Below are 21,681 nucleotides of genomic sequence, written 5' to 3'. Positions count from 1 at the left end.
CCCGCCGATTCCTCGACTCGGCCCCGCCCCCCGGCTGCGCCCCTACCCCGTCCGCTCGTTGACGATCGTCAAGGCCATGCGCGTCAGTGCCGCGCGCTGTTGCAGCGTCGACACTCGGGCCGATAGTTGTCCGGGCTATTCGAGCCGCCCTTGTGGCGGGCGATGATATGTCCGGCCGTGATCGGGTTGTCTGCGGTTCCGGTGGCGCCACAGTGGACGCATTCGGATTCGGCTCGTTTGTATGCGCGTGACATTGCCGCGTGTTGGCCGGATAGTCCGCGTTGTTTGGTGGTGCCGCGCCGGTTGTAGCGGGGTCGGTCGTGTTGGCGTCGGCACGGGTCGCAGCGTGCGTTACCGGTGATTGGTCGTCCGCATGTGAGACAGGGACGCGGGGCCATGAGGGGTTACCTCCCATGCCCTTACCGGTCGGGGCTGTGAGAGCGCGTCTAAGCGTGGTGCGTTCGCTGCTGTTGTGGGTGTGCGCGTCGGGTGTCGTTCGCGGTTGTGTCGCGGTTGTGTGCGCTTATGGAGTGATGTTCCGGGCGGGGCCGGGCGGGTGCCCCCAACCCCTAGGGCCCCGGTCTTCCGGTGCCCCGCCCGGAACGTGCGCCGGCCCGCCGCTGGGTCCGAGTGTTCAGCGGCGGGCCGGATGTATTTGGGCATGAAGCGTCAGGCACATAATTACGGGTCAGAATCGTGTTCGCAAGTCGCAGCCTCGGGGTTGAGTCGGGTTCTTTCGTTGATGACGATTGCGTGGATGTCGAGTAGGTCTTTGGCGGCGTATGTGCGGGGTGGGCGTCCGGACGTGTATCCGGGCCGGAGTGTTCCGCGGGGTGGGATGTGAAAGAGCTGGATCATGCGGCGTATTTCGGTGGTGGTCATGGGTGGGTCCAGTAGCGCGGTGGCGTCGTCGAGGGTCCATAGGTTAATCATTGGTAGGTGACTTCTCGTCCGTCGGCGAATGCGAGGTATGCGTCTCCGGATAGGGGCCCGTGCGCCATGCGTGCGATAGGGCGGCGGCCGCGTGCGTCTGCGCATTCGGGGTTGATGCATCGGACTTCACCGGCGCGTCTGCTCATGCGTAGGGCGTAGGTGTCGCAGTAGGGGCACGGGGGCGGGTAGTGCCCTGGGGTGCGGGGTAGTGGGACCCATCGGTCGGTGTGGTCGATGTCGCGGATTTGGCGGGCTGCTGTTACCCATCGGCTGACCAGGTGGGCGGCGTTCTCGACGTCGGGGGCGGGTAGTGCGTAGGCGAGTTGGGTTATGTGGTTGAGGGCGTTGCGGGTGTTTTTGTCGGATCCTCCGCGGGGGCGGGTTGTTCCGGTGAGTCGGTAGCGCATTTCGTTTTCTAGTTCGCGGGCTCCGGCGTGGATTGTCATGAGTATTTGCCCGGCTTCTGGGTGCCAGGGGATGGGGGGTGCGAATGTGTTTTTGTGTTGGGTGTTTGTGTCGAGGGTGGAGGGTTGTGCGGTTAGTAGGGCGGTGAGTTGGTCGATTAGTCCGCCGGGGTTGGTGAGTTCCTCGACGTCCCATGTGAGGCGTTCGCGGGTGTGGGGGTCGGCGGTTGTGGTCATGCTCGGGTGACCTCCTGACGGGTGGGTGTTCTGGTTCTGGTTGTGTGGAGAACGGGGGGGCGCTCTGAGGGGGCGTTCTCCTATATAGGGGAGAACGCCCCCCTCTGCGAGTGTGCAGAACGGGGCAGAACGGCCAGAACGCCCCCCGTTCTGCCTGTTCTCAAGAACGGGCCAGAACGGGCCAGAACGGCAGAACGGCTAGTCGTTGGTGTCGGGGCGCGACGCGCCGCGGACGGTGATGAAGTGCTGTTGTGTGCTGGTCTTTTCGTCGCGCTTGATCTGGATGAACCCTTCCTCGATTAGCCGTTTCCGCGTTGTGCTGATCTTGGTGTTGTCGCCGGGTATCGCTTCGTGAATGTCGCGCGCCGAGCATCCTGGGTTAGCGGATATGAAGTCGCGTAGCTCGGTCTCGAATCGCCGTCGCCGTTCTGTTTTCCGGTCGCCGCCTGTGCATTTGAGTCGCCGGGTGTCGGCGTCGAGGAGGAGTCGCGTTTCGTCGAATTCGACGTCTCGGCCGGTGGCGCGGAGAAACCGGAGGTTCGTTTCGTCGCGGGTGAGGATCCATCGGACGTCGGCCCAGTCGTCGAGTCGGGTCGCGCCGCGTGCGCGTTCGCGTCCTTCCTCGACTTCGGCACGGCCGGTGTGGGTGGCGAGTATGAGGTTCGCGACGCCGGCTTGTTTTTTGATGTCGTCGAGGATGTCTAGCGCGGCGGCTACGTCGGAGTTGTTGTTTTCGTCTCCGCAGCCGGTGAAGGCGCGGGCGAACGGGTCAACGATCCACGTCTCGCATTTCATGTCGAGTAGCGTCGAGTAGATCCATTCTTGGGTGATGGGCGCTAGCAGGTTGAGCCGGATCCCGCGGAGGTGGACGAGTGTGATGCGGTCGGGGGCCGCGCATCCTATGTCGCGCCACCAGCGCCGGTATTGGTTGACGTCCATTTCGTAATTGAAGATGACGACGCGTCCGGGGTGGTCGGTTACGTCGAATCGGTCGAGGAATGGGGTTTGCTCGGCTAGGGCGCGTGCGCAGTCGTTGACGAGTGTCGTTTTCCCGGTTTTGTATTGCGCGGTGAGTAGGACGTTTGATCCGGCGGGCATGATTTCGTCGATGATGTACGGGGTTTCTATGTCGGGTTGAGCGAGATCATCGGCGAGTGTGGGGAGGTGCGCGGGCCAGGGGAAGTCTTTTGCGGCTTCCTCGGCGTCGAGGTGTCGTCGCGCTCTGCGGCGTATGCGGAGTTGCCTGATTTCGTGTGCGAGCGCGATTGCGTCGAGATCGACGTTTGGCGGTTCGGCGCCGGGGGTGGCGTTGTCCTGGGCGGGCGGCGCGTCGGGCGGCGCGTGCGCGTCGAGGGACGTCCAGGGCGTGCCCGCGTGCGCTGTCTGCTGGTTGTGTGCGGGCTCGTCCTGGGCGGCGTCCAGGGACGTCGAGGGCGCGTCGGGTGGTGCGTCCGCGGGCGCGTCGACGGGCGCGACCTGGTCGACGTCGACGGCCGGTCCTGGCGCGTCGAGGGACGCTGTCTGGTCGTGGTCGGCGCGGCGCGGCGCGGCGGAGCTGGTCGACGTCGAGGCGGCGGGGAGCGCTTGACGGGGTTTCTCAGCACCGCCGGCGAAACCGCTTTGGATGGTTCGCGCAGTCTCGCCGGCGGGGAGCCCGGCGGCGCGTGCGGCGTCGGTGAGCGCTCCGCGCGCGGTCGCCTCATCGATCAGTCCATGCGCGACGAGTTGCCCAATCGCGAACGCACTGTCGTTCAACTGGTCATTGCGTGCACCTTCGGGGGTGTGCCGGACGGCGTCACATTCGCCGGTGAGCGCGCGTAGCGCGTAGGACGACATTTCCCCTGGGCCTGCGGGGACGGGCGGCGCTGGCGGGTTGTGGGTGTCGCCGGTGGCGCGTCGAGCGGTAAGCCATGCGTGCGCGTCGTTCCAGGACACTCGTCCGCCGCTGGTATCGCCCCATCGGGTCACCCACTGGTAACGCGCGCCGGTGATGTGCTGGGACGGTACGGCGACCACGTATCCGCCGGTTCCGCGACAGTCGATGCCGGGCGGGATTCCTGCACGTCCGCCGGTGAAGTTCCGGGCGCCGGGTGGCTGTAGATAGTGCTGTCGGCCGCCGTCCGCGCGTCCGGTCTGGACGATGGCGAGAGCGTGAACGTCGCCGCCTAGCGCGTCGCAGAGTTGTTTGTAGGCGGCGAATCCTGCCGGTCCGTCGAGGTCGAGAGCATCGAACACGATCCCGGTTCGTAGTCCGATGTTTGCGTGAGGGTGCGCTGTCCACCATTGGTTGATCCGGTCCGGGTCGGTGGTGGCGTCGTCGAGTCCATGCGGGGTGAGGTTCCCGATCGGGTGTTTCGCCGGGGATGAGCATTCGCGGGTTCCGCATGAACATCGGTAGCCGGTCCCGACTGGTATTGGCCAGTGCAGGGGTAGCACGGGAACACCTTGGGTCGCGTACCATTGCGCGGCCGCGCCCATGTCGGGAAGGGTCGTCACTTCCTATCGCCCCCTTTTGCGGTTCACGTGCGGGGTGGTTGGGGTTCAGAAGAGAGCGGCGCCGAGTATGAACCCGATGACGAATGCCCATACGGCGATGCGCGCGAACGTGTTCCATACGATCGGGGCGCGAGTCCAGTGGTAGTCCCGTGAGTATTTGATGTTCCCTTTCATTGCGGGGTGTCGTTCTGCGGGATTGTGCCGCTGTCTATCGCGTCGCGGAGGTATTCGTCTATGGCGGCGTCGAGTCTCACCGGTTCGCGTGACTGCGCCGGCTCGGCCGCGGGGCGGTGCTGACAGTCGCACCAGGTGCCGCCTGGGCATGCGTCATGTTTCCGATTTCGGCAATCGCGGCAGATCATGCGGGGTTGTCCTTTCGCGGTTCTGTCGAGGGTGTGAACGCGACGGGGTTGACGGCTCGGAGCATGAGCCGTAGCGCGTGCGCGGCCTGCTGGGGAACGACCCCGTTTCCGATTGCGGTGAGTTGCGCGTTCCGCGACAGTCCGGGAACACTGGTGACGTGTCCGACGGGTAGACCCATCATCCATTCGGAGAAAGCCGGAGAGAGACGGGCTTTTCCGTCGCGTCCCGGTTCGGTGGGTGCGGGCGCGGGTCCGTGGATCTGTTCCCATCGTGCTATCGCGGGCGCGTAGCGTCCCCAGTTCACCGGCGTCACGGAGTTCGGACCGGTGAGCACGGTGTAAAGCTGTTTCTGCCGTCCGGCGTCGAGACGGGCTTGCGTAATGGTGTGGTGGTTCGCGTCATCGGCCATAGGGGTAGGGAGTAGTCCCGTGCCCGCGGGCGTGACGTCGTCGAGGTTCGCGAGTAGGGACGGAAGCATGAAAGCCCCGCCGCTACTGCGCTGGTTCGGGCTCCCGTGCGTGCCGTCTGTTGCGAGCGGTGTCGGTAGGAACTGCGCGTCTGTCGACGCGGAATCGGCTTCTAGGGCGATGTTGGGAAGTTGTTTGATCCCGTTCCGGCGTTTCGCCGGTCCTTTCCCGTCTCGCGACGTCGGGGTGGGCATGAGCGCGTCATCGTCCATCGGTTGTCTAATCCTTTCTCTCGACGTCGCTTGGCTCGGACGAGAACGCGTCGAGAATCGACGTTCTTAGATCATCACCGCCGTCCCCGTGCTTTCCCGCACCATGCGCGTCGGTGGTGCGGGGCGTGGGAAGCAAAGTCATCGGTAGGGCGGCCACGTCGAGGATTGCCGGTTCCGGTTCTATGCTGCGCGCCCAGTTCACCAAACTGACCTGCCGTCCGTGGGCTCGGCGTTCCGCGACGGTCGCTTTCCGGTCCGGGCCGTCACCGGCGATAGGAGTCGGCAACAGCGCCAGGCTTTGAATCCAATGTGTGAGGTTGATTTGTCGTCCGTCGCGGGCGCGTTCCTCGACTGTGTTCCTAGATCCGTGCGAGTCGTGAACCTGGGGTGTCGGTAGCGCGGGGCCAAGCGAGTATGAAAACGCGTTCGCGCCGGTGAGGTGTGCCGATATCGGCGGCGCGTACACAACTCCATTCCGCATCGAACCCGATACGGGCCAGGTCTGCGAGTACGGCACCGAGTGCCCGCACAGCAGACTTAGCGCCGGTGTCTCCCACACACCACGGGCAGGGTTCCATGTCGCAATCGGCGTCCGCACTGAGTAGCCCCCGAACGTTTTCTAGGATGACCAGACTTGGCCGTAGTGTTTCGATCGCATCGGCGACGTGCACCCATATTCCGGTGCGGGTGCCTTTCCGTAGGCCGGTGCGGCTCCCGGACATGGACACATCCTGACACGGGAACCCGGCGCAAATGATGTCGACGGGTTCCACGCGGGCCCAGTCAATGGTGGTGATGTCCCCGAGGTTCGGCACGTCTGGGTAATGATGTTTGAGTATCCGTTCACTCGCCGGGCTGTTGTCGGCGACCCACACCGTTTGCACGTCCAGGACCATCGACACGCCCATTTCTAGGCCGCCGTATCCCGAACAAAGGGAACCGAGCCGCATCATTCGCGGTTCCCGCGGTGGAGTAGCCGGAAGATGCGCGTCTCTGTGCGGGCGATGTGCGCCCAGGTCGCGACGAGCGCGGCACCGGTGAACACGTCGAGTACGCCGATCCACGGTTCACCCGTGACGACCTCGACGGCCCCGCCGACGGTGAGGACGCCGCAGACGCCCAGGACGACCCGCGGGACGTAGATATGCCGCAGCCGTAGCCGGCGCGTTCTCGACGTCACTGGGGGACCCTGGGGGCGCTGTGGATGGGACACAAGTCGAGTCCGGGTTCGCGTGTCCATCCGGCATCGTGAGCTTTCTTGCGGGCGAGGTATTGCGAGTCGTCGGTGATCTGCGCCGGACAGCCGGGACTGTCGCAGGTGATGACGTGGCGTCGTTCGGTGACCACGGCGGGGACCTTTCATTGACGGGGTTTCCCTTTTCGATGGGCGGGCGGCGGGACACGTGCTGGTGCGAGGTCCCGCCGCCCGAGGTGGGGTCGAGGATGAGCGGACGGTTTAGAACGGCGGGGTTTCGCGCGGCGCGGGCTGTGCAGGCTGCGCGGGCGGGCGGGTCGTCGAGTTGCCGGACGGCGGGTCGAGGCTCGTCGAGAGATAGCGGCGCGCTAGTTGCCGGTCGTTTTCGCTCGGGTCGCTTAGCTGCCACTGAAACGCGCCCTTGGTCGACGCGCCTTTGATCAGACGTCCGAGCGTGCGCCGTCCGGTGCCGACGCGCGACCGTAGTTGGCCCTGTAGCCCGCTCTGGAAGATCCATAGACCTTCGAATTCCTCGACGCCCCCGCCGTCGCCGAGACGGACAACGTCCGCCACAGTCACATCACACTTCCCGGAACCGTCTTTTGAAAAATCGGATGGAATGTCTTTCAGGATCTCGGTCGCGGTGATGAGCAGTAGCTCACCCTCAAAATCAGTGATCTTGGTGCGGGGTGGCGGCGGCGCGAAATCGTCAACGTCGGTCATGCCGGATGTCCTCCCTTATTCGTCGTCGCGGGTCGGGTTCTACAGACAGTCGGCGATTGCCATTTCATAAAGTCGGATGATGTCGAGTTTCGTTTGCGCGTGATAATCGTTGAACATCGGAATAGTGACCTCCGTGCCGGTGAGCGCGGTCGCGGCTCTCTCTAGCCGGTCGTGCGCGTCGAGTAGGCACCAGCCGGACACCGCCTGGCCGTGCCGGCGCGCGGTGACCTGCGCGGCGAATAGCGCACCGGTGGCGCACACCCCGCCGTCTGACTCTCGGCGGGTCGCGTGTTGGATCCAGGGCCGGTTACGAACCTCGGTGAGCGCGGCGTTCAGGAAATCGCGCGTCGCGTCGGCGTCGGTCGTCGTGATGACGTTCACGGGTTCCCCCTGACTATTTCCGCCTTCCGTGCCGCGCACTGGTTCAGTAGGTCGTCGTCCCAGCGCGACGCGGCCACGGCATCGGCCCAAATCACATGGAGTTCCTCGACGGTCCGGGCGCCGCTGATCCGACGCGCCCAGTAGGCGCCGGACTCGTGGGCGGGAAGTCGACGCGTGAACGGCCCTACCGTCTCGGTGAACGCGTGAATACGGAGCATGGCGGTAAACACGTCGAGGAGTCCGGATAGGTCGGCCTCATGGAGTTCATAGCTGTCCGGGCGTATCCGGAGGATCAGGGCGCGCGTCGAGTCGACTGCGGGCATGGCCGATTCGTGGATCTTCGGGCGCCGGTCGTCGCTTTTGGTGAGGACGCATTCACCGGCTGCGTAGGCGGCGAGTTGAACCGCCCATTCGGCGTAGGGACCGGTGCGACCGGTTTTGTAGTCGGCGACGAGCGGGAGCCCGGCATAGGCGGGTAGGCGCATGACGGCGTCCGCTGTTCCGCCGTAGCCCAGGGTCCGGTTAAGAACGGTCATCTCGGTGTGCGCGATTTCCGGGGACCAGTCGGCGAGAAACGTTTCATAGTGGGCGAGCATCGCTTTAACGTCGCTGTGCAGGTCGACCGGTAGGGCTTCGCCGCGTGCGTGCCGCTCGGCCAGGTCGTGAAGGTCGCTCCCTTTCACGGCGGCGGACCGTGCGGCGTCGCGCGGTGCGGCGGCGAGCCACTTAACGGCGGACTCGACGCCGTCCAGCCGTACCCGCCGGCCCAGCTCGGCCATCTGGTCGACCGCGCGTTCCGCGGTCTGTTTGGCGTACCAGGTGTTGAGCGCCGGTTTAGACAGAGCTGTATCAATCACGGTGGTGACGGACGGATAGCGGCCGCCGTTGACTGTGTCGATGTAATAGCGGCCACGTTTGGTGATGGTCGATGCGGCGGGCGCGGTCATCGGGCACCGCTCCGCGTCGAGGGCCGCCATTGCCCGGCGGCGATTTCGCGCATGACGGTCCGGCGGGTCGCGTTCACGTGATCGTATGAGAGCCCGAGCCGTTCGGCGCATTCGCGGACGGTCAGTCCGTCTCTGCTGATCATCATTTGCGTAACCTCGTAAAGCGTGTATCGCGATATGCGGCGCGTTCCGTGCCTTGGCGGGTCCTGGGTCGCGTCGGTGCCCGTGGCGCGTTCTGTGTCGTTTGTGCCGCCCCAGATACCGGTTTCGCCGTGGTGGGTGGCGTAATCGCGGCACTGTTTCCGGTATCGGCATCGGCCGCAGATCTGTTTGGCGCGGGCCTCGTCGACGCCGAGGGGATGCAACGCGGGTGGAAAGAAGATGTCGGGTTCGTTTACGCATTCGGGCGGGTCGTCGTCGAGGTCAAAGCGCGGGTAGTCAAACATCGCCGTTGTTGCCCGGTTTCCGTGCTGGTGCTGATAGATGGCTAGTCGATGCCGAGGGCGTTGCGGAGTAGGCGGGTGAAGGTGTCGCCGTCGAGGGTCACGAACCAATCGGCGGGATCACCTTTTCCGCGTCTCTTGTGCCAGACCGCGCCGTAGTCGGCTTTGCCGTTCACTGTTTCGCGTCGGGTTTCGTCGACCCATGCGGCCAGCTCGGTACGGGCGTGCGCCTTTACCTCAATGACGACCCCGACGATTCCGGCGATGTCTCCGCGGTCCAGACGTCCGGCACCGGCGCGGCGCTCGGCATGCGGGAAGCCGTGGCGCTGTAGATGGGTGACTATCGCGGTTTCTGCGGCTGTTCCTTTTGCGCGTTCACGGCTCATGCGGGGGACTTTCGTGACGGGGTGCGGTCGGATGATGTCGGGCCTTGCATGCAGACAAGTGGATGACCCGTCAATAAAGAGCCGAGGCCGATGCCCGCAAATGTCCAATTTGGTGAGATGATCAGCGGCTCTCGACGTCGGCCGGCGGGTATTCGTGCAGGACGTTCGCCGGGCCCGCTACCGCTGTCCGCGGGGGGATTCGACGTCCCGGCGACCGGTTTCCGGTCGGTTGCGCTCGGTGACGGTGCACAGCGTGACGCATCGGTCGGGCATAAGGGGATGTTTCGGACAATCTACGCTCATGCGGCCCAGACTGACCGGACACGTTGCATGGATGCAAGCGCGCAACACCCGTGATCTTCCACGGGTTTCGGTGGGGGTCCTGACAGTGGTTGTGGACGGACCTGCGGGCGGCCTCAAGCCCTTGACGTGCGGAGACTCTCGACATGTCCGTTACGTCACGTGTTCACATAGTGACAAAAACTCGCGCCGGTCAGGGGGTTGACCCCCTCGGCGGTGATCGCTAGCGTCCGTGTCCGCAAGCAAGTCGGGCGACTGGCCACCAACGCACAGTTACCGGGTGCTGAGAGGAGATACCGCCCCATGTATGACCCCGCTCGCTGGATGTCGTTTCTCTCCGAAGCGATGAGGGACGCCGATATCACCGGACCGGCCGATCTGTGCCGGCGTCTCGGCGTCAATCACAGCGTCTATTCCCGGTGGGAATCCGAGAACCGCCAGCCGAGTAACTCAATGTTGCGGAAACTGGCTCCCGTCCTGGGCGTGTCGGTGCGCACGCTGCTCGTCGAGTCCGGGCATTTCGAGCCTTACGAACTGGTCGGCGGCGACGACGCTTTGAACGAGATTCTTGCGTCAGACAAGCTGAACGACCGCGCAAAGTTGGAACTGATCGGCGAATGGCGTAGGGAGGAAAGAGCAAGGGAACATCGGTTCATCAGGTTCATTGAAACCCTGTTGGCGCGCGTGGACCGCGATCCCGAGGAATCGAGCCCTTTGCCGTGACCAGCCGCAAAGACATTGATCAGCTCATCGGGCGAATCAATGCGACGCCGGGTTTCGTCGTCCCGGAGGAACGCACGTCAAAATGCCACCGGCGTGCGTTCCGGGCCGACGCGAACGGCAGACCGGTAGGACGGGGTGTCACGTTGCCCGGCACCCCCGGCGACTACAACCAATTGCATACGACCAGACGGAAGCTAAGACGCAACCTCGGTTGGCACGATCCACTAGCGAAAACCAATCAGCAACGCAGGAAGAAAAAGAAGCGGCGCGGTAAGGATGTGACGGAACCCATGCCACAGGTAAGCGACGTTGCGCGGCTCGTCAGGTTCGATGACGGCGCGGCCGTCCGTGAGGCACGGGCCGGCGAGACTCCAGCGCAGCCGCCCGCGGGCTCGGCTGGGACGTCCACCCCCGCGACGGTCGCGCAGTCGTCCGCCTCCGTGCCGACGTCCCCGAGCGCCGCCCCCTCGACCGACGACCGCCCAGAACGTCCCCAGGTCACCACTGGGAGCGTTCGGGACGTCGCCCGATACATGCACTGGCACCTACAGCAGAAAGCCGCGCAGAATCCGGACAACCGCACCACCAACAAGGGTGCGACCGGATGGCAATGGGTCGGGCGGCTCGGCGACGAGATGACCGACGTCTACCCCGAGTTGCAGGGGCTCGACAAGCGACAGTTCACGTACCTACTGAACCGCGTGCGAAGCATCCTCACCGCGGACGGACGTCTCGTAAGCGTCAAGGCCGGTAATCCGGTCGTGCCCTCCGTCTACTTCGTGAAGGAACAGGCCATCCAGCGCGCGGACGCCGCACCCGCTGTCATATCCGCTCCCGCCGCCCCTCCAGCGGCGCCGCCGGTCGACTCGGCATCGACCGGTGCCAGCGTTACCCCGCAGGACATCACCCCGCGCGGTCACAAGGGGGTGAACCCGACCGCCGCAGACCTCACGCGCAACGACGCGCAGAATCCCAAACGGATTTCAGTTGAGGACGTCTTGGGGTTTCTCGGCGAGCACGAAACGATGCTCAAAGAGCGTGACGAGCTGGAGCCGCTCGCCGTCGAGGTCGCGGAACTCTCCGACCAGCTCAACAGGGCCGCAACCGCCCTAATAGCAAAGCTGAGGGGCCGCCGTGACGGTTCGCCGTAGTCGAATTCTGTCTCTGCTCATCGGTGTATGCGTAGCCGGGGCGCTAATGCTTTTCCTCATGGAGTGGATGGGTTACGCCCTCCCCTCCTGGGTGGAGGAGTTGCGCTGGGTTCTGCTAGTCGCCGGCTCACCCACCGCCGGAAGTCTCGCCGTGATCCGCCGCATGGACACGAATCGAGAATCGTTCCGGCTCGGTGTCGTGGTAGGTCAACAGCAACAGATCAGCGACCTACCCACAACGGATGCGGGAACCCGCCCGCATCGTAGAAGGGGCTGCTAGTCCCGGAAAGGAACAACCCCAATGACCAGCGTCGCAACCGAGCGCATCGGCGAACACGACCCGCCCGCGGAGCGCATCATGCACGACCTCACCGACCCGAGCGCCGACGTCCGATGGACGCCCGGCGACGCTGAAAAGGTCGACCAGGCGCGTAAGGCGTTCGCCGCGCACATGTCCTCGGGCGCAATCGCGTACCGCGCCGACGACCCGCAGAGCGGCGGGGAACAGATACGCGAATTCGACCCCGAGGCGGCCGTCATCGTCATCACGCGGCCGCTCCAGGGTGGCTAGAGGGCATGCCATGCGCGCCCGGCTGCGCCGAGTGTGCGCGTATGCAGCGGGACCGCGCGTCAATCGAGGAACGCGCGGAGAAACGCAAGATGCTCGCCGAGAAAGCGCGCCGGATCCTCCTGGACCTGCTCGACGACGAAAACCGGCAGCGACTTAAACAACATAACCGCGTTGAGATCACGGGGTCTAACGGCGGCCGGTTCCTGGTCGCCGTCGGCTACTCCGGAAACGTGTATCGACTCGACGCCCGAGGGGGGATCCTCCAAAGCTATTGCGCGCATCCCTACATGATGCTCCGCGACGCGACGGAACTTCCCTACGAAGTCGCGATGATCAGTCAGATTCTCGCGATTCGCGCCGACGAAACCGGTTTTCTCAGAGTCGCGAACTAGAAAGGCAGGCGCATGACGAAACGAGAACGGGCACCGTGACGGATCATCGATAGACAGCGCTCGAATGATCCGGGCGGGTGCCGATACGGAACCAGCGAAACCGACGCTAGTTCCATCCCTTGCAACCGTCGCGCCCGCCCGGAACATTCCCGAAAGGTCACGATCACAACAGAACACCCCGCATGCTTTCCAGACGGGCCGCGCCCCGTCCACGGATGCAAGGAACCCGTAATAGGGGGGAGGATCCTTGCACCGCCGGCGCGGCTCCGGGAACAGTGCACCGGCGCGCGTCCTGGTGGCGCTGGCCGTCCGGTGCGAACGCTGCAACGATCCCTTGCCCTCGACGTGATGTCCGGGTGCGACTTAACCAGGGGCGGACGCTCCCGGACGTCGCGTTAGCTGAGGATCGAATGCGCCCGCCGGGCGGCTAGGCATCTCGGCCGCCGCCGGGACATCCCACACCCGCGCCGGTGCACTGTTCTCACCATTGACGGCCGGTCCCCGCCGGGTCACACATCCCCGCGGGCTCTTACCCCGTTGCTCTCCCGCAGGGAGCCCGCGGAATCGCGGGGACCGGTCATCCCTTTCACACTCTTTCCGAACCTCACAAAGGGACATCCCGACATGGGCTGGTTTGGACTAGACGGAACCCCGATCGAGTCGGAGGAAGCCTCCGAACTCATGGGAGACACCGAAAGCCGCACGCTCGCGACCGACATCATTGAGGTACGGCCCGGACTGGTCGTCGAAGTGAGAACCATGTTCACCGTTCACGCCGAAACCGACGACCACGGAACCCCGATAACTCCGCTCTGGGAAACAACGTCGGTCGTCATGGAACAGACCGTAGAAGGCCACATGACGCACGGAGCGGCGAAACAGGGCCACGCGTTCACCGTCCAGCGTTTCAAGGCCGCAGCGTCGCACACGGGCGCGCACGAGGCCACCCCCGCCGGCGGCATGCCGTGAGCAACAGCGGCGAACCATCGGGCGACGCCTACAACTGGGCGCAACGTGCCGAGGAACTACGCGGTTTCAGCGACTTCATAGACCGAGAGATCGAGACCCGTCAAAACGAAATCGTGCGGCTCCGCACCGAACGGGCCCGCGCAGTATCGGAGTTCCACCGGCAAAGCGGATACACGTGCGGAATGCTCGCCCGACTGCTGGGACATAGCGGGTCGTGGGTGTCGCTACAGAACAAAATCAGCCGAGGCGAAAAACGATGACGACGATAACGGCCGCGCCGACCACCGCGCGGCACCTGGTACGCCACTGGCAAAACTGGTGGGCCGAAACCGAAACCGCGCCCGACCGTATGCCGAACTCGCTTCACGCTCGAACCGCGCTGTTCCTCTGCACGCCGGAATACGCCGATCCCGTCGAACTGCTACGGGAATGGTTCGTGTGGTGGGCGACGAGCAACACCGCCCCGCCGGAAATGCCCGGCGCCCTGAACGCGCGCACGTCCAGTTTCCTCGCGAAACTGGCTATCGTCGAACTCCAGGAAACCGGAATGCTCGGCGACCGCATCGGAGTATGCCCGCTGTGCTTCACGGTATCGACCTGTCTCGACGACAACCGGGGCGAATTCTGCCGCCGGTGCGTCAACGCGCACACCGGCACGGTAATCGCCCTCGACGAAACCCCGTAGAAAGAGCACCACGTCATGCAATGGCGCCCCACCGGAAACGGAATGCACGCCCGAACGTCCACCCCCCGAAGTGAGGAAAAGGCCCGTGCGATCAGCGAAGCCGCGCGATATGTCCGCGTCGCACGCTACACAGAGGGATACGACACCGAAGACACCCGCGTGGAAGACGTGCGCGACATCCTCACCCAACCGCACCACGTGCAAATCACGCGGTTCTCCGCCGCGTTCCCCGTCGAAACGCGTACCGCGCTCGGCCGGCTCCACATCCTCACGCTATGGCGCATAGCGCGAATGGCCCGGCGCGGCGACAACCTATGACCGGAGACGATGACCCGTACGGCGAGTGGCTCATGGCGTACATCGAAAGTACGGAACCAGAGCAGGACGACACCGATTCGGCGACCTGGCACATATGGGCGCGGCTCATCCTCGGCCTATTCGTCATCTCAACCGGCGTCGGCGCGTCCGTATGCATCTTCCCCGGCCCGTTTGGGCTGCTCACCGGATGGGCCGTCGCGACAGGCGCCGGAATCGACCTGTCCCTACAAACGCTTGATCAGACGGAAAGGTGATCGGCGAATGTTTCCCGTCGTCCTGCTCGGGCGGCCCGTCATCAACGACGCGTACCGTGATCGGCTCGTTTCGCTCGGACTCGACCCGGCGACAAAGGACCTGAACCCCCCGCCCGCGCCGGATTCCGTCATCGCCGAATGCCGTATCTGTCACGCGCCGATATGGCTCGGTCCGAATCAGCAGGCCGCGCTAACCGAGGTGCTCACCACCGACGATGAGGAAATCAGCGTGCGGGTTGAGTGTCTGCTGTGCGGCTACCTCTACACAATGCCCGAGGCCGACCGAGTCGAATTCGTGTCGCTGTCCGACGACTAGTCACACAAGCCACCGGCGGGCGGTGGGGTCTCTATTGGCCTGGGCTGGCGATAGACCGCCCGCCGGTGCACAACCCGGCGCGTCCCCGACCTCCGCGCCACGGAATGGAACGGCAATGAGAATAGACGGAACTCTCATCATCTGCGACGACCTGGCGCAAGGGAATCTGCCGGGCACGGAAACACAATGCGTCTACTGTCCCCGGACGGTGCACATGCCCGATGCCGCGCTGGAACTAACCGGCCGAACCGCGGTCATCCCCATCTGTCCACCATGCGCGGTCGCGCATCACCCAACCGAAACGGTGAACGTCCGGGGACTGTGCCCGCACGGTCTCCACGAACCGCATACGGCAAAACTACCGGTACCGGCCCTGGCCGAATATCTCGGGAGTCTCCGCGCGCCGGACGTCGCGGAATATCTGGCTCGGCTCCGCGACGGTTACAGTTTCTAAGAGCGGCGGCCGTCCCTGACTCCCAGAACCCCGGGGGCGGCCGCTGTAGGGGGCGGTAACTGTTTCGCGTGCGGACGCCCGGTGATTGTCCCACCTCCGCCGGATGACGTCCCGCGGACAGTCTGTCCCCGCCCGGATGGCGTTTCCCTTCCCCGTTGGGGAAACGCCGTCCGGGTCCAGTCGAGTGGGCGGGGCACCCATCGGTCATGTGCCCCGCCCACTCCCTTCGGAGCCGGCCACGGCACCGGATCCGACACGGTCTCTACTGAATCGCGGGCGCGTCGACGGACAGACGTCCTCGACGCGCTCTCGACGTGTTGTCGACGTCGGGCAGCGACCGGACAGCGTCCCTCGACGGTCCTCGACGTCGCCCAGGTCGACCAGCGCCCGGACGTCGAGGACGACCAGCGGACGTCCCCTCGACGCGCCGTCGACGTGCTCTCGCCGTCCAGGGGGTAACGGTGGGGCCTCATCACCCCGCGGCGTGGAGGCGCGACGCGCCCCGCCGCCTAGCGTGTAGTTACACCTAGATGAGAGGGGACAGCGGCATGACGGCGCGCGAACTAACGAACTATGAAGCGCTCCACGGGTGGGGCGTGGTCGCGAGGTACATGGACGGGCCCGGACGCTACCGGACGGGCGGCACCCTCGACGTCAACAGCTTGACCCCCGGACAGCGCGACGGAACCGAATGCGTCATCTGCTGGGCGGACCTCGCCAACGGGGACCCGCCCCTTCCCGTGATCACGGTCGACGGCGGGCAACTGTTCGCGTGCGCGACCCACGAAAAGCACGTTCCGCTGATCAGCGCCGAGCGCAAGCTCTACGACGCGTACGAGACCCGGACGAGTGAGGTCACGACCGTTGACCTGTCCGACGACGAATGCGCAGCCGTCTGCGAGATCCTCGACGAATCCATAAACGGTGTCGGTCGCGAAACGAACGCTACTCCGCATCTTCGGACCCTCCTCGACAAACTGTCGGAGACGCCGCACCCCCTTGTTATCGAGGACTATCGGTCACAGGCCGCGACCGTTCAGGGGCTCGACTACATGGCGACTCTCCTCGACACGGAAGAAATTGCGCATGCCGTCGAGGACACGGGCGGCGCGACGATGCTCATTCGCGTTCCGCTTCCGGACGCGTCGCATATCGAGATACAGCGCGGCGACGACTGGGACGGCGAATACAGCTCACCCGACGCATGGACGCTTATCCGATTCGAGACCGACGAATTGGGAGCGCCCTTCACCGACCTAGGGTTCAATGTGACCGCGACCGAGGCAATCAACCTCATCCGGACCGAGCACGGGAAGGCGGGACGGAACTAGCCATGTCCAGGGGCACCGACCCGCGACACATTCGCGGAATCAGCGACGAGAAATGGGACGCCTACCGCGACGCGTGCATCATCGTGCACGGAACGGACAACCGCTCAGAGATCATCCGAAAGCACATAGACGAGACCATTGCTGAGGCGCAGCGTAAAACGGGCACGGGAAAGGACGAATGACATGCCTCACCTAGAAACCATCTGGTTCGAAGTTCAACAGCGCGGCGTCGAGGACTGGTTCGTCGTGGACCACAAGTTCGGAGAAACCGACGCTATGAATGAAGCGGGCGCGCGTATCGACCGGGATGAGATGCCGCACCGTATCCGCGAATGCAAATGCCCGGGGTACAGCATGCGGGACGCGATCCCGCGCTAGACCTCGCGAATCGGCACAAGGGGATCACCCGATAGACGGGTGATCCCCTTTGCGCTGTCTGCGCTCTTGACGTCCCTGGACGCGTCCTCGACGTCGCGCGGCGGCCGGAAGTCGAGAACGACCAGACAGCCCCTCTCGGCCTCTCACGGACGTTCCCACCCGTTCCCACGGATTCCCACGGGGACAGTCTGAGACGCGCTCTCGACGTCGACCAGCGCGCGTCCGTGGCAGGATGACGACCTATGGAACGTCTAGGGGTGGACCGTGCCCGCCAACTACTGCCCGCGCTCGTCGACAGCGCGGCGGGCGGCACGTCAACGGTCCTCACCGATCGGGGACGTCCGGTCGCCGCCATCACCGGCGCAAGAGCGGTGACAGATTCAGCGGACGCCGAATCGCTCGGAATCCGAGCCGCGCGACCCAGGTTCTTTGAACTGGTCGACCTAGCGCATACCACGAACAAAGTCACCGTGATCACGCGGCGCGGAACGCCACTCGCCGCTATCGTCCCGGTCGCGCTCATCGACGACGAGTAACGCGCCGGGATCACTCGCCTACGGAAACGAAAGGCGAGGTTTGCGCGCTTGCCTCCGCCAATACGCGCCATAGCCTGTCAGTGTGAGTCAGAACAGACAGCGTCCCGTTCCCGAATCGGGATGCGCGCAACTGCTTACCATCCCCGAAACCGCCGCCCGTCTGCGATGCTCCGAAAACACTGTCTACCGCCTCATTGCGTCCGGTGATCTACCCGCCCGCGACATAGGACGCGGACGCGTCCGCACGCGCGTCGTCGAGGCTGATCTAGCCGCGTTCATCGTCGGCCGTCCAAGCGTGCCCTGACTGTCCCGCCGCTGATCGGTGGCCGTGCCGCCGCCGGCGGGCGGTCCTCCTGTGTCCCACCCTGCCGCCCAGGATCGTCTACCTGCGCTTGTGTACGGACGTGCCCTGACATACCATCCGTACACAATCGCAGGTCAACCCCCAGGGAGCCTCATCATGGCGAGTGTCCGCAGACTAAAGTCAGGCCGCTATCAGTGCCTCGTCACCGGCCCGGACGGGCGCCAGCGCAGTCTCGGCACCTTCCGACTCAAGTCAGCCGCCACCAAGGCCGGAAACGACTATGACGCCAAGCGCGGCACAATGTCCAAGCGCGACCCCCGAGCCGGAAAGATCACCGTCACCGAGTGGCACGACAAATGGAGCAAGGGACGCACCGTCGCAAAGACGACCAAAGACAAGGACCGCAACACGTGGAACACCCACGTTAAGCCCAAGTGGTCCGGATGGACCCTCGACGAGATCAACCCCGAAGACGTTCGCGAGTGGGTCGCGGAAATGATCGACGGCGGTAAGTCCCCGTTCGTCATCACCTCATGCCGTGACCTGTTCTCCAAAATGCTCGGCGACGCCATCCCGACGCGACTCGACTACAACCCCGTTCGCGGTGTCCAAATTCCCGCGCTTCCCAGAAAGCCGATATTCTTCTGGACGCAAGCGGAAGCCGAGAAAATCATCTCGGAACTTCGGGGAACCGACGCGCTTCTGTTTGAATTCGTCGTGCGGACGGGGCTCCGATACGGCGAATTCGCCGGGCTCCCGGTCAAGAACGTGGATCTCGTCCAAGGGCTGATCTACGTCACGCAAGTTCAGACACGCAATCACGGAATCAAAGAGGTCCCCAAAAGCGAGGCGGCGAACCGGTCGATTTCTATTCCGCCGTGGCTGTATGGCCCGCTCGGTGACCTGATCTCCGGACGCGACGGTGACGAATTGGTGTTCGTTCCCGCTGGACGCGTCAAGCTGCACGGGGAAACCATGCAAAACCGCATCGATGCCGCATGCAAGCGCGCGGCGGTCAAGCGCGGCACGCTCCACGACATGCGCCGTACTGCGGCGTCCTGGCTGGTCCAGGCGGGGGTGCCCCTGTATGAGGTTCAGCGCGTCCTAGGACATGAGGACCCCAAGACGACCCAGCGCTACGCGCATCTTGCGCCCGATGCGCATACCGCCATTCGTATGGCGTGGTCGAGGGAGCGCGAACACGTCCAGGCGGGAACGTGCTTCACCTGCGGTCAGTCGTTGCCCGATCATCATCACGCAGCTAAGGCGGCGTAGTCCGCTCCCGGACACTCGGACCAAGGGTCCCGGACTCTCCTCGACACGGGGAAGGTTCGGGACCTTTCTCGTTTCCGTCGCTGCGCAGCGTCGAGAGCGCGCCCAGTGACGTCGAGGGACGCTGTCCGGTCGCCGTCGACGTCCGGTCGCTGGTCGACGTCGAGAGCGCGTCGAGGGACGTCGAGGACGACACAGCGTGACCGCGGCGGGAGTGGCGACGAGACGTCGCGCGCATGACCGCGTTAGGGATCATGACGGAATCATGCACGGGGCTCCAGTGAGAGACGTTGCCCAGATCGCTGCGCCGCACGTCAACAGTCTGATTCGGCCGGAACGATCATGATGGTTCGACGACTGCGAGCACGTGATCGACGAGGCGGCCGCGTTCGCCGAGCGGATCCTGGCCGCCTGCCCCGGCACGCGCGTGCTGGTGACGAGCCGGGAGCGGCTGGGCGTGCCGGGCGAGCGCAGCGTCCCGATCGCCCCGCTGCCCGGGTCGGACGCCGAGGCGCTGTTCCACGATCGGGCCCTCGCCGCCGATCCGCGGTTCGTCGCGGATCCGGCGGTGGTCGCGGGCCTGTGCGCGCGGCTGGACGGCATGCCGCTCGCGATCGAGCTGGCGGCGGCGCGGGGCGCGTCGCTGGGCGCCACGGGGCTGCTCGCCGCGCTCGACGACGCGCTGCGCCTGCTGTCGGGCGGGCGCGGCGGCGACGAGCGGCACCGGTCGCTGCGCGCGGTGCTGTCCTGGAGCCATGACCTGCTCGACGAGGAGGAGAAGACGCTGTTCCGGCGGCTCGGGGTGTTCGCCGGGGCGTTCGACATGGACGCGGCGGCCGCGGTCGGCGGGGACCGGGCGGGCGTCGCCGACCTGCTCGGACGGCTCGTCGACAAGAGCCTCGTGGTGCACGTGCGCGGCCGGGTCAGCCGGTGGCGGCTGCTGGAGACGGTCCGGGCGTTCGCGCGGGCCCAGCTGTCCGCCGCCGGTGAGGAGGACGAGATCGGGGAACGCCACCTGGGCTGGGCGGCGTCGGCGGCGTCCACCCTGGAGGGGCGGCTCGGCGACCCGGCGTGGCGGGAGGACTTCGACGCGATGGCCGCGGACCTGCGGTTCGCGCTGGCGGGGGCGGGCGGTCCGGGCGAGGTGCCGCACCGGCTGGCGAGCGCGCTGGCGCACCTGACGTTCGCCCGCCGGCACCTGCTGGAGTCGTTCGCGCACTACCGGACCGCCGCCGCGATCGCGCCGGACGCCGCCTCGGCGGCCGCGGACCTGCGGGCGGGAGCCGGGTGCGCGCACGTGAGCACCACGTCCAACCAGCATGTGTTCGAGCTGCTGCTGGAGGCGGCCGAGCAGGCGCGGCGGGCCGGGGACCCGCGCGGCCGGGCCATCGACCTGGCGCGCGCGGTGGAGACGGCGTGCCGGTTCCCTGAGGCGTTCGAGACCGACGTCTCGCGCGAGCGCCTGAGCGGCCTCCTCACCGACGCCTTCGAGGCGGCCGGAGCGGCCGGGGCTGCGGAGGCGGAGCGGGTGGACGATCCGGAGGTGGCGGCGTGCCTGGCCGTGGCGCGAGCCTGGCTGGACGGGCCGGACAGGGGCGCACCGGACCCGGCGTCGGCCCCGTCCGCCCTCGCCGCGGCCCGGACCACCGCGGACCCGGTGCTGATCAGCTCGGGGCTGTGCGTGGCGGCGACCGCGGCGCTCCGGGCCGGACGGCTCCGCGACGCCGACCGCATCACCCGGGAACGCCTGGACCTGCTGCCGTCCATGGACCGCGACGACCCGTACTGCGCGCCGGAGATCTGCAACACCTACGGCCGGGCCTGCGTCTACGCGATCATGGCCGGGGAACTGCGCGGCGGGATGGCGGCGGCGCGCGCGGGCATGGACGACGACCTGCTGAGCGACACCCACATCACGGCGAGCCGCCTCGTCCAGCCGCTCGCGCTGACCGGACGGTTCCGCGACGCGATCGGGCACGCCGAGCGGATGTGGGACCAGTGGGAGCGGGCGGGGCGGCCCGCGCCGGGCTGGATGCTTCCGGCGGTGTGCACGACCGTGCTGGCGTCCGGGATGCTCGGGGAGCCGGGATCGGTCGCGCTGTGGCGGTCCCGGACCGGGGAGGTGGCGGGCGGCGCCCCGCTTCGGACGGCGGCGGTCACGGTGTTCGTCGACGCGCGGCTGGCCGTCCATGACGGACGGTTCGACGGCGCCGAGGCCCTCGTGCGGGAGGCCTTCGCCGTCGACACGCCGCTGGATCCGTACCTGGCGTACGCGCGGGCGGCGGGGGCGGAGCTGGCCGTGGCGGCGGGGCTTCCGGACGCGGCGGAGCTGGTGGCGTCCGCCGCTCCGCTCGCCGAGGAGAACGGGTGGGCGGCGGCCTGCCTCGCCCGGGCCCGCTGGCGCCTGCACGGTGATCGTGACGAGCTCGCTCGGGCGCTCGCGGGCTGGGAGCGCCTCGACGCGCGGGCCGAACAAGACCTCACGCGAGCGTTGCCGACCCAGGCGGACTAGAAGCGGGCGGGCCTGGAGCAGGTGGAGT

Annotated in this window: 26 protein-coding genes; 16 read left to right on the top strand and 10 right to left on the bottom strand. The window is 65.9% G+C overall.

Annotated features, from left to right (window positions below):
- Positions 1-83 precede the first annotated feature (83 nt).
- The 10 genes from ACH34T_RS13995 to ACH34T_RS13950 all read right to left on the bottom strand — a co-directional run bounded on the left by ACH34T_RS13995 (position 84) and on the right by ACH34T_RS13950 (position 9,187).
- Positions 84-254, bottom strand: a complete 171-nt coding sequence (locus tag ACH34T_RS13995) for an HNH endonuclease (protein WP_395992510.1) — start codon at positions 252-254, stop codon at positions 84-86.
- A gap of 1,518 nt (positions 255-1,772) precedes the next feature.
- On the bottom strand, positions 1,773-4,052 hold the full coding sequence (locus tag ACH34T_RS13990; RefSeq protein ID WP_395992749.1) for a bifunctional DNA primase/polymerase: 2,280 nt from the start codon (positions 4,050-4,052) through the stop codon (positions 1,773-1,775).
- A 376-nt stretch (positions 4,053-4,428) separates the two neighbouring features.
- Positions 4,429-5,112: a hypothetical protein gene (locus ACH34T_RS13985; protein WP_395992509.1), complete on the bottom strand. Its 684-nt coding sequence runs from the start codon at positions 5,110-5,112 to the stop codon at positions 4,429-4,431.
- A 359-nt stretch (positions 5,113-5,471) separates the two neighbouring features.
- Positions 5,472-6,062, bottom strand: a complete 591-nt coding sequence (locus ACH34T_RS13980; protein ID WP_395992748.1) for a DNA cytosine methyltransferase — start codon at positions 6,060-6,062, stop codon at positions 5,472-5,474.
- Entirely contained in the window at positions 6,062-6,292 is a 231-nt protein-coding gene (locus ACH34T_RS13975) for a hypothetical protein (protein ID WP_395992508.1), read from the bottom strand. The genes ACH34T_RS13980 and ACH34T_RS13975 overlap by 1 nt, the downstream gene beginning before the upstream one ends.
- A 276-nt stretch (positions 6,293-6,568) precedes the next feature.
- Positions 6,569-7,030, bottom strand: a complete 462-nt coding sequence (locus ACH34T_RS13970; protein ID WP_395992507.1) for a hypothetical protein — start codon at positions 7,028-7,030, stop codon at positions 6,569-6,571.
- 39 nt (positions 7,031-7,069) lie between these two features.
- Positions 7,070-7,411 (bottom strand): hypothetical protein, encoded by a 342-nt coding sequence (locus tag ACH34T_RS13965; RefSeq protein WP_395992506.1) that lies wholly within the window; start codon positions 7,409-7,411, stop codon positions 7,070-7,072.
- The gene (locus tag ACH34T_RS13960) at positions 7,408-8,358 is read right to left on the bottom strand and encodes a hypothetical protein (protein WP_395992505.1); all 951 of its coding nucleotides are present in this window, start codon (positions 8,356-8,358) and stop codon (positions 7,408-7,410) included. The genes ACH34T_RS13965 and ACH34T_RS13960 overlap by 4 nt, the downstream gene beginning before the upstream one ends.
- Positions 8,355-8,804, bottom strand: a complete 450-nt coding sequence (locus tag ACH34T_RS13955; protein WP_395992504.1) for a WhiB family transcriptional regulator — start codon at positions 8,802-8,804, stop codon at positions 8,355-8,357. Before ACH34T_RS13955 ends, ACH34T_RS13960 begins: the two co-directional genes overlap by 4 nt.
- A 41-nt stretch (positions 8,805-8,845) precedes the next feature.
- Positions 8,846-9,187: a hypothetical protein gene (locus ACH34T_RS13950; RefSeq protein WP_395992503.1), complete on the bottom strand. Its 342-nt coding sequence runs from the start codon at positions 9,185-9,187 to the stop codon at positions 8,846-8,848.
- Between the two features lie 603 nt (positions 9,188-9,790).
- Between ACH34T_RS13950 and ACH34T_RS13945 the strand changes: the two genes are divergently transcribed.
- The 16 genes from ACH34T_RS13945 (at position 9,791) to ACH34T_RS13870 (ending at position 21,653) form a co-directional block, all read left to right on the top strand.
- On the top strand, positions 9,791-10,210 hold the full coding sequence (locus tag ACH34T_RS13945; protein WP_395992502.1) for a helix-turn-helix domain-containing protein: 420 nt from the start codon (positions 9,791-9,793) through the stop codon (positions 10,208-10,210).
- Positions 10,207-11,361 (top strand): hypothetical protein, encoded by a 1,155-nt coding sequence (locus ACH34T_RS13940; protein WP_395992501.1) that lies wholly within the window; start codon positions 10,207-10,209, stop codon positions 11,359-11,361. The genes ACH34T_RS13945 and ACH34T_RS13940 overlap by 4 nt, the downstream gene beginning before the upstream one ends.
- A gap of 301 nt (positions 11,362-11,662) precedes the next feature.
- Entirely contained in the window at positions 11,663-11,932 is a 270-nt protein-coding gene (locus ACH34T_RS13935) for a hypothetical protein (protein ID WP_395992500.1), read from the top strand.
- 41 nt (positions 11,933-11,973) lie between these two features.
- Complete coding sequence (locus ACH34T_RS13930; protein ID WP_395992499.1) at positions 11,974-12,324, top strand: hypothetical protein; 351 nt, start codon at positions 11,974-11,976, stop codon at positions 12,322-12,324.
- A 681-nt stretch (positions 12,325-13,005) separates the two neighbouring features.
- Positions 13,006-13,293 (top strand): hypothetical protein, encoded by a 288-nt coding sequence (locus tag ACH34T_RS13925; RefSeq protein ID WP_395992498.1) that lies wholly within the window; start codon positions 13,006-13,008, stop codon positions 13,291-13,293.
- A gap of 256 nt (positions 13,294-13,549) precedes the next feature.
- Positions 13,550-13,978: a hypothetical protein gene (locus ACH34T_RS13920; protein WP_395992497.1), complete on the top strand. Its 429-nt coding sequence runs from the start codon at positions 13,550-13,552 to the stop codon at positions 13,976-13,978.
- A 42-nt stretch (positions 13,979-14,020) separates the two neighbouring features.
- Entirely contained in the window at positions 14,021-14,296 is a 276-nt protein-coding gene (locus tag ACH34T_RS13915) for a hypothetical protein (RefSeq protein WP_395992496.1), read from the top strand.
- A gap of 32 nt (positions 14,297-14,328) precedes the next feature.
- Positions 14,329-14,550: a hypothetical protein gene (locus tag ACH34T_RS13910; RefSeq protein WP_395992495.1), complete on the top strand. Its 222-nt coding sequence runs from the start codon at positions 14,329-14,331 to the stop codon at positions 14,548-14,550.
- A 7-nt stretch (positions 14,551-14,557) separates the two neighbouring features.
- On the top strand, positions 14,558-14,866 hold the full coding sequence (locus tag ACH34T_RS13905) for a hypothetical protein (RefSeq protein WP_395992494.1): 309 nt from the start codon (positions 14,558-14,560) through the stop codon (positions 14,864-14,866).
- A gap of 1,002 nt (positions 14,867-15,868) precedes the next feature.
- Positions 15,869-16,651: a hypothetical protein gene (locus tag ACH34T_RS13900; RefSeq protein WP_395992493.1), complete on the top strand. Its 783-nt coding sequence runs from the start codon at positions 15,869-15,871 to the stop codon at positions 16,649-16,651.
- 2 nt (positions 16,652-16,653) lie between these two features.
- Positions 16,654-16,833 carry a hypothetical protein gene (locus ACH34T_RS13895; protein ID WP_395992492.1) on the top strand — a complete coding sequence of 60 codons (180 nt, stop codon included), beginning with the start codon at positions 16,654-16,656 and terminating at the stop codon, positions 16,831-16,833.
- A 1-nt stretch (position 16,834) separates the two neighbouring features.
- Positions 16,835-17,029 (top strand): hypothetical protein, encoded by a 195-nt coding sequence (locus ACH34T_RS13890; RefSeq protein WP_395992491.1) that lies wholly within the window; start codon positions 16,835-16,837, stop codon positions 17,027-17,029.
- A 242-nt stretch (positions 17,030-17,271) separates the two neighbouring features.
- On the top strand, positions 17,272-17,565 hold the full coding sequence (locus ACH34T_RS13885; RefSeq protein WP_395992490.1) for a type II toxin-antitoxin system prevent-host-death family antitoxin: 294 nt from the start codon (positions 17,272-17,274) through the stop codon (positions 17,563-17,565).
- An 82-nt stretch (positions 17,566-17,647) separates the two neighbouring features.
- A complete protein-coding gene (locus ACH34T_RS13880) occupies positions 17,648-17,869 on the top strand; it encodes a helix-turn-helix domain-containing protein (RefSeq protein WP_395992489.1) in 222 nt (73 codons plus the stop codon).
- A gap of 156 nt (positions 17,870-18,025) precedes the next feature.
- A complete protein-coding gene (locus tag ACH34T_RS13875) occupies positions 18,026-19,144 on the top strand; it encodes a tyrosine-type recombinase/integrase (RefSeq protein ID WP_395992488.1) in 1,119 nt (372 codons plus the stop codon).
- Positions 19,145-19,508: 364 nt separating this feature from the next.
- Positions 19,509-21,653 (top strand): ATP-binding protein, encoded by a 2,145-nt coding sequence (locus tag ACH34T_RS13870; RefSeq protein ID WP_395992487.1) that lies wholly within the window; start codon positions 19,509-19,511, stop codon positions 21,651-21,653.
- Positions 21,654-21,681 lie beyond the last annotated feature (28 nt).

Source organism: Actinomadura sp. 9N215 (assembly GCF_044326345.1).
Taxonomy (GTDB): domain Bacteria; phylum Actinomycetota; class Actinomycetes; order Streptosporangiales; family Streptosporangiaceae; genus Spirillospora.
The sequence above is the reverse complement of the archived record's forward strand: the minus strand, read 5'-3'. Positions and strand labels throughout refer to the sequence as shown.

What these genes read in the sequence shown, in the direction of transcription:
- ACH34T_RS13930 (WP_395992499.1), top strand. Translation starts at nt 11,974, where the DNA reads ATGCAGCGGGACCGCGCGTCAATCGAGGAACGCGCGGAGAAACGCAAG.
- ACH34T_RS13990 (WP_395992749.1), bottom strand. Translation starts at nt 4,052, where the DNA reads ATGGGCGCGGCCGCGCAATGGTACGCGACCCAAGGTGTTCCCGTGCTA.
- ACH34T_RS13935 (WP_395992500.1), top strand. Translation starts at nt 11,663, where the DNA reads ATGACCAGCGTCGCAACCGAGCGCATCGGCGAACACGACCCGCCCGCG.
- ACH34T_RS13875 (WP_395992488.1), top strand. Translation starts at nt 18,026, where the DNA reads ATGGCGAGTGTCCGCAGACTAAAGTCAGGCCGCTATCAGTGCCTCGTC.
- ACH34T_RS13945 (WP_395992502.1), top strand. Translation starts at nt 9,791, where the DNA reads ATGTATGACCCCGCTCGCTGGATGTCGTTTCTCTCCGAAGCGATGAGG.
- ACH34T_RS13925 (WP_395992498.1), top strand. Translation starts at nt 13,006, where the DNA reads ATGGGAGACACCGAAAGCCGCACGCTCGCGACCGACATCATTGAGGTA.
- ACH34T_RS13885 (WP_395992490.1), top strand. Translation starts at nt 17,272, where the DNA reads ATGGAACGTCTAGGGGTGGACCGTGCCCGCCAACTACTGCCCGCGCTC.
- ACH34T_RS13900 (WP_395992493.1), top strand. Translation starts at nt 15,869, where the DNA reads ATGACGGCGCGCGAACTAACGAACTATGAAGCGCTCCACGGGTGGGGC.
- ACH34T_RS13960 (WP_395992505.1), bottom strand. Translation starts at nt 8,358, where the DNA reads ATGACCGCGCCCGCCGCATCGACCATCACCAAACGTGGCCGCTATTAC.
- ACH34T_RS13920 (WP_395992497.1), top strand. Translation starts at nt 13,550, where the DNA reads ATGACGACGATAACGGCCGCGCCGACCACCGCGCGGCACCTGGTACGC.
- ACH34T_RS13895 (WP_395992492.1), top strand. Translation starts at nt 16,654, where the DNA reads ATGTCCAGGGGCACCGACCCGCGACACATTCGCGGAATCAGCGACGAG.
- ACH34T_RS13970 (WP_395992507.1), bottom strand. Translation starts at nt 7,030, where the DNA reads ATGACCGACGTTGACGATTTCGCGCCGCCGCCACCCCGCACCAAGATC.
- ACH34T_RS13985 (WP_395992509.1), bottom strand. Translation starts at nt 5,112, where the DNA reads ATGGACGATGACGCGCTCATGCCCACCCCGACGTCGCGAGACGGGAAA.
- ACH34T_RS13980 (WP_395992748.1), bottom strand. Translation starts at nt 6,062, where the DNA reads ATGCGGCTCGGTTCCCTTTGTTCGGGATACGGCGGCCTAGAAATGGGC.
- ACH34T_RS13955 (WP_395992504.1), bottom strand. Translation starts at nt 8,804, where the DNA reads ATGTTTGACTACCCGCGCTTTGACCTCGACGACGACCCGCCCGAATGC.
- ACH34T_RS13995 (WP_395992510.1), bottom strand. Translation starts at nt 254, where the DNA reads ATGTCACGCGCATACAAACGAGCCGAATCCGAATGCGTCCACTGTGGC.
- ACH34T_RS13890 (WP_395992491.1), top strand. Translation starts at nt 16,835, where the DNA reads ATGCCTCACCTAGAAACCATCTGGTTCGAAGTTCAACAGCGCGGCGTC.
- ACH34T_RS13950 (WP_395992503.1), bottom strand. Translation starts at nt 9,187, where the DNA reads ATGAGCCGTGAACGCGCAAAAGGAACAGCCGCAGAAACCGCGATAGTC.
- ACH34T_RS13915 (WP_395992496.1), top strand. Translation starts at nt 14,021, where the DNA reads ATGCACGCCCGAACGTCCACCCCCCGAAGTGAGGAAAAGGCCCGTGCG.
- ACH34T_RS13910 (WP_395992495.1), top strand. Translation starts at nt 14,329, where the DNA reads ATGGCGTACATCGAAAGTACGGAACCAGAGCAGGACGACACCGATTCG.
- ACH34T_RS13905 (WP_395992494.1), top strand. Translation starts at nt 14,558, where the DNA reads ATGTTTCCCGTCGTCCTGCTCGGGCGGCCCGTCATCAACGACGCGTAC.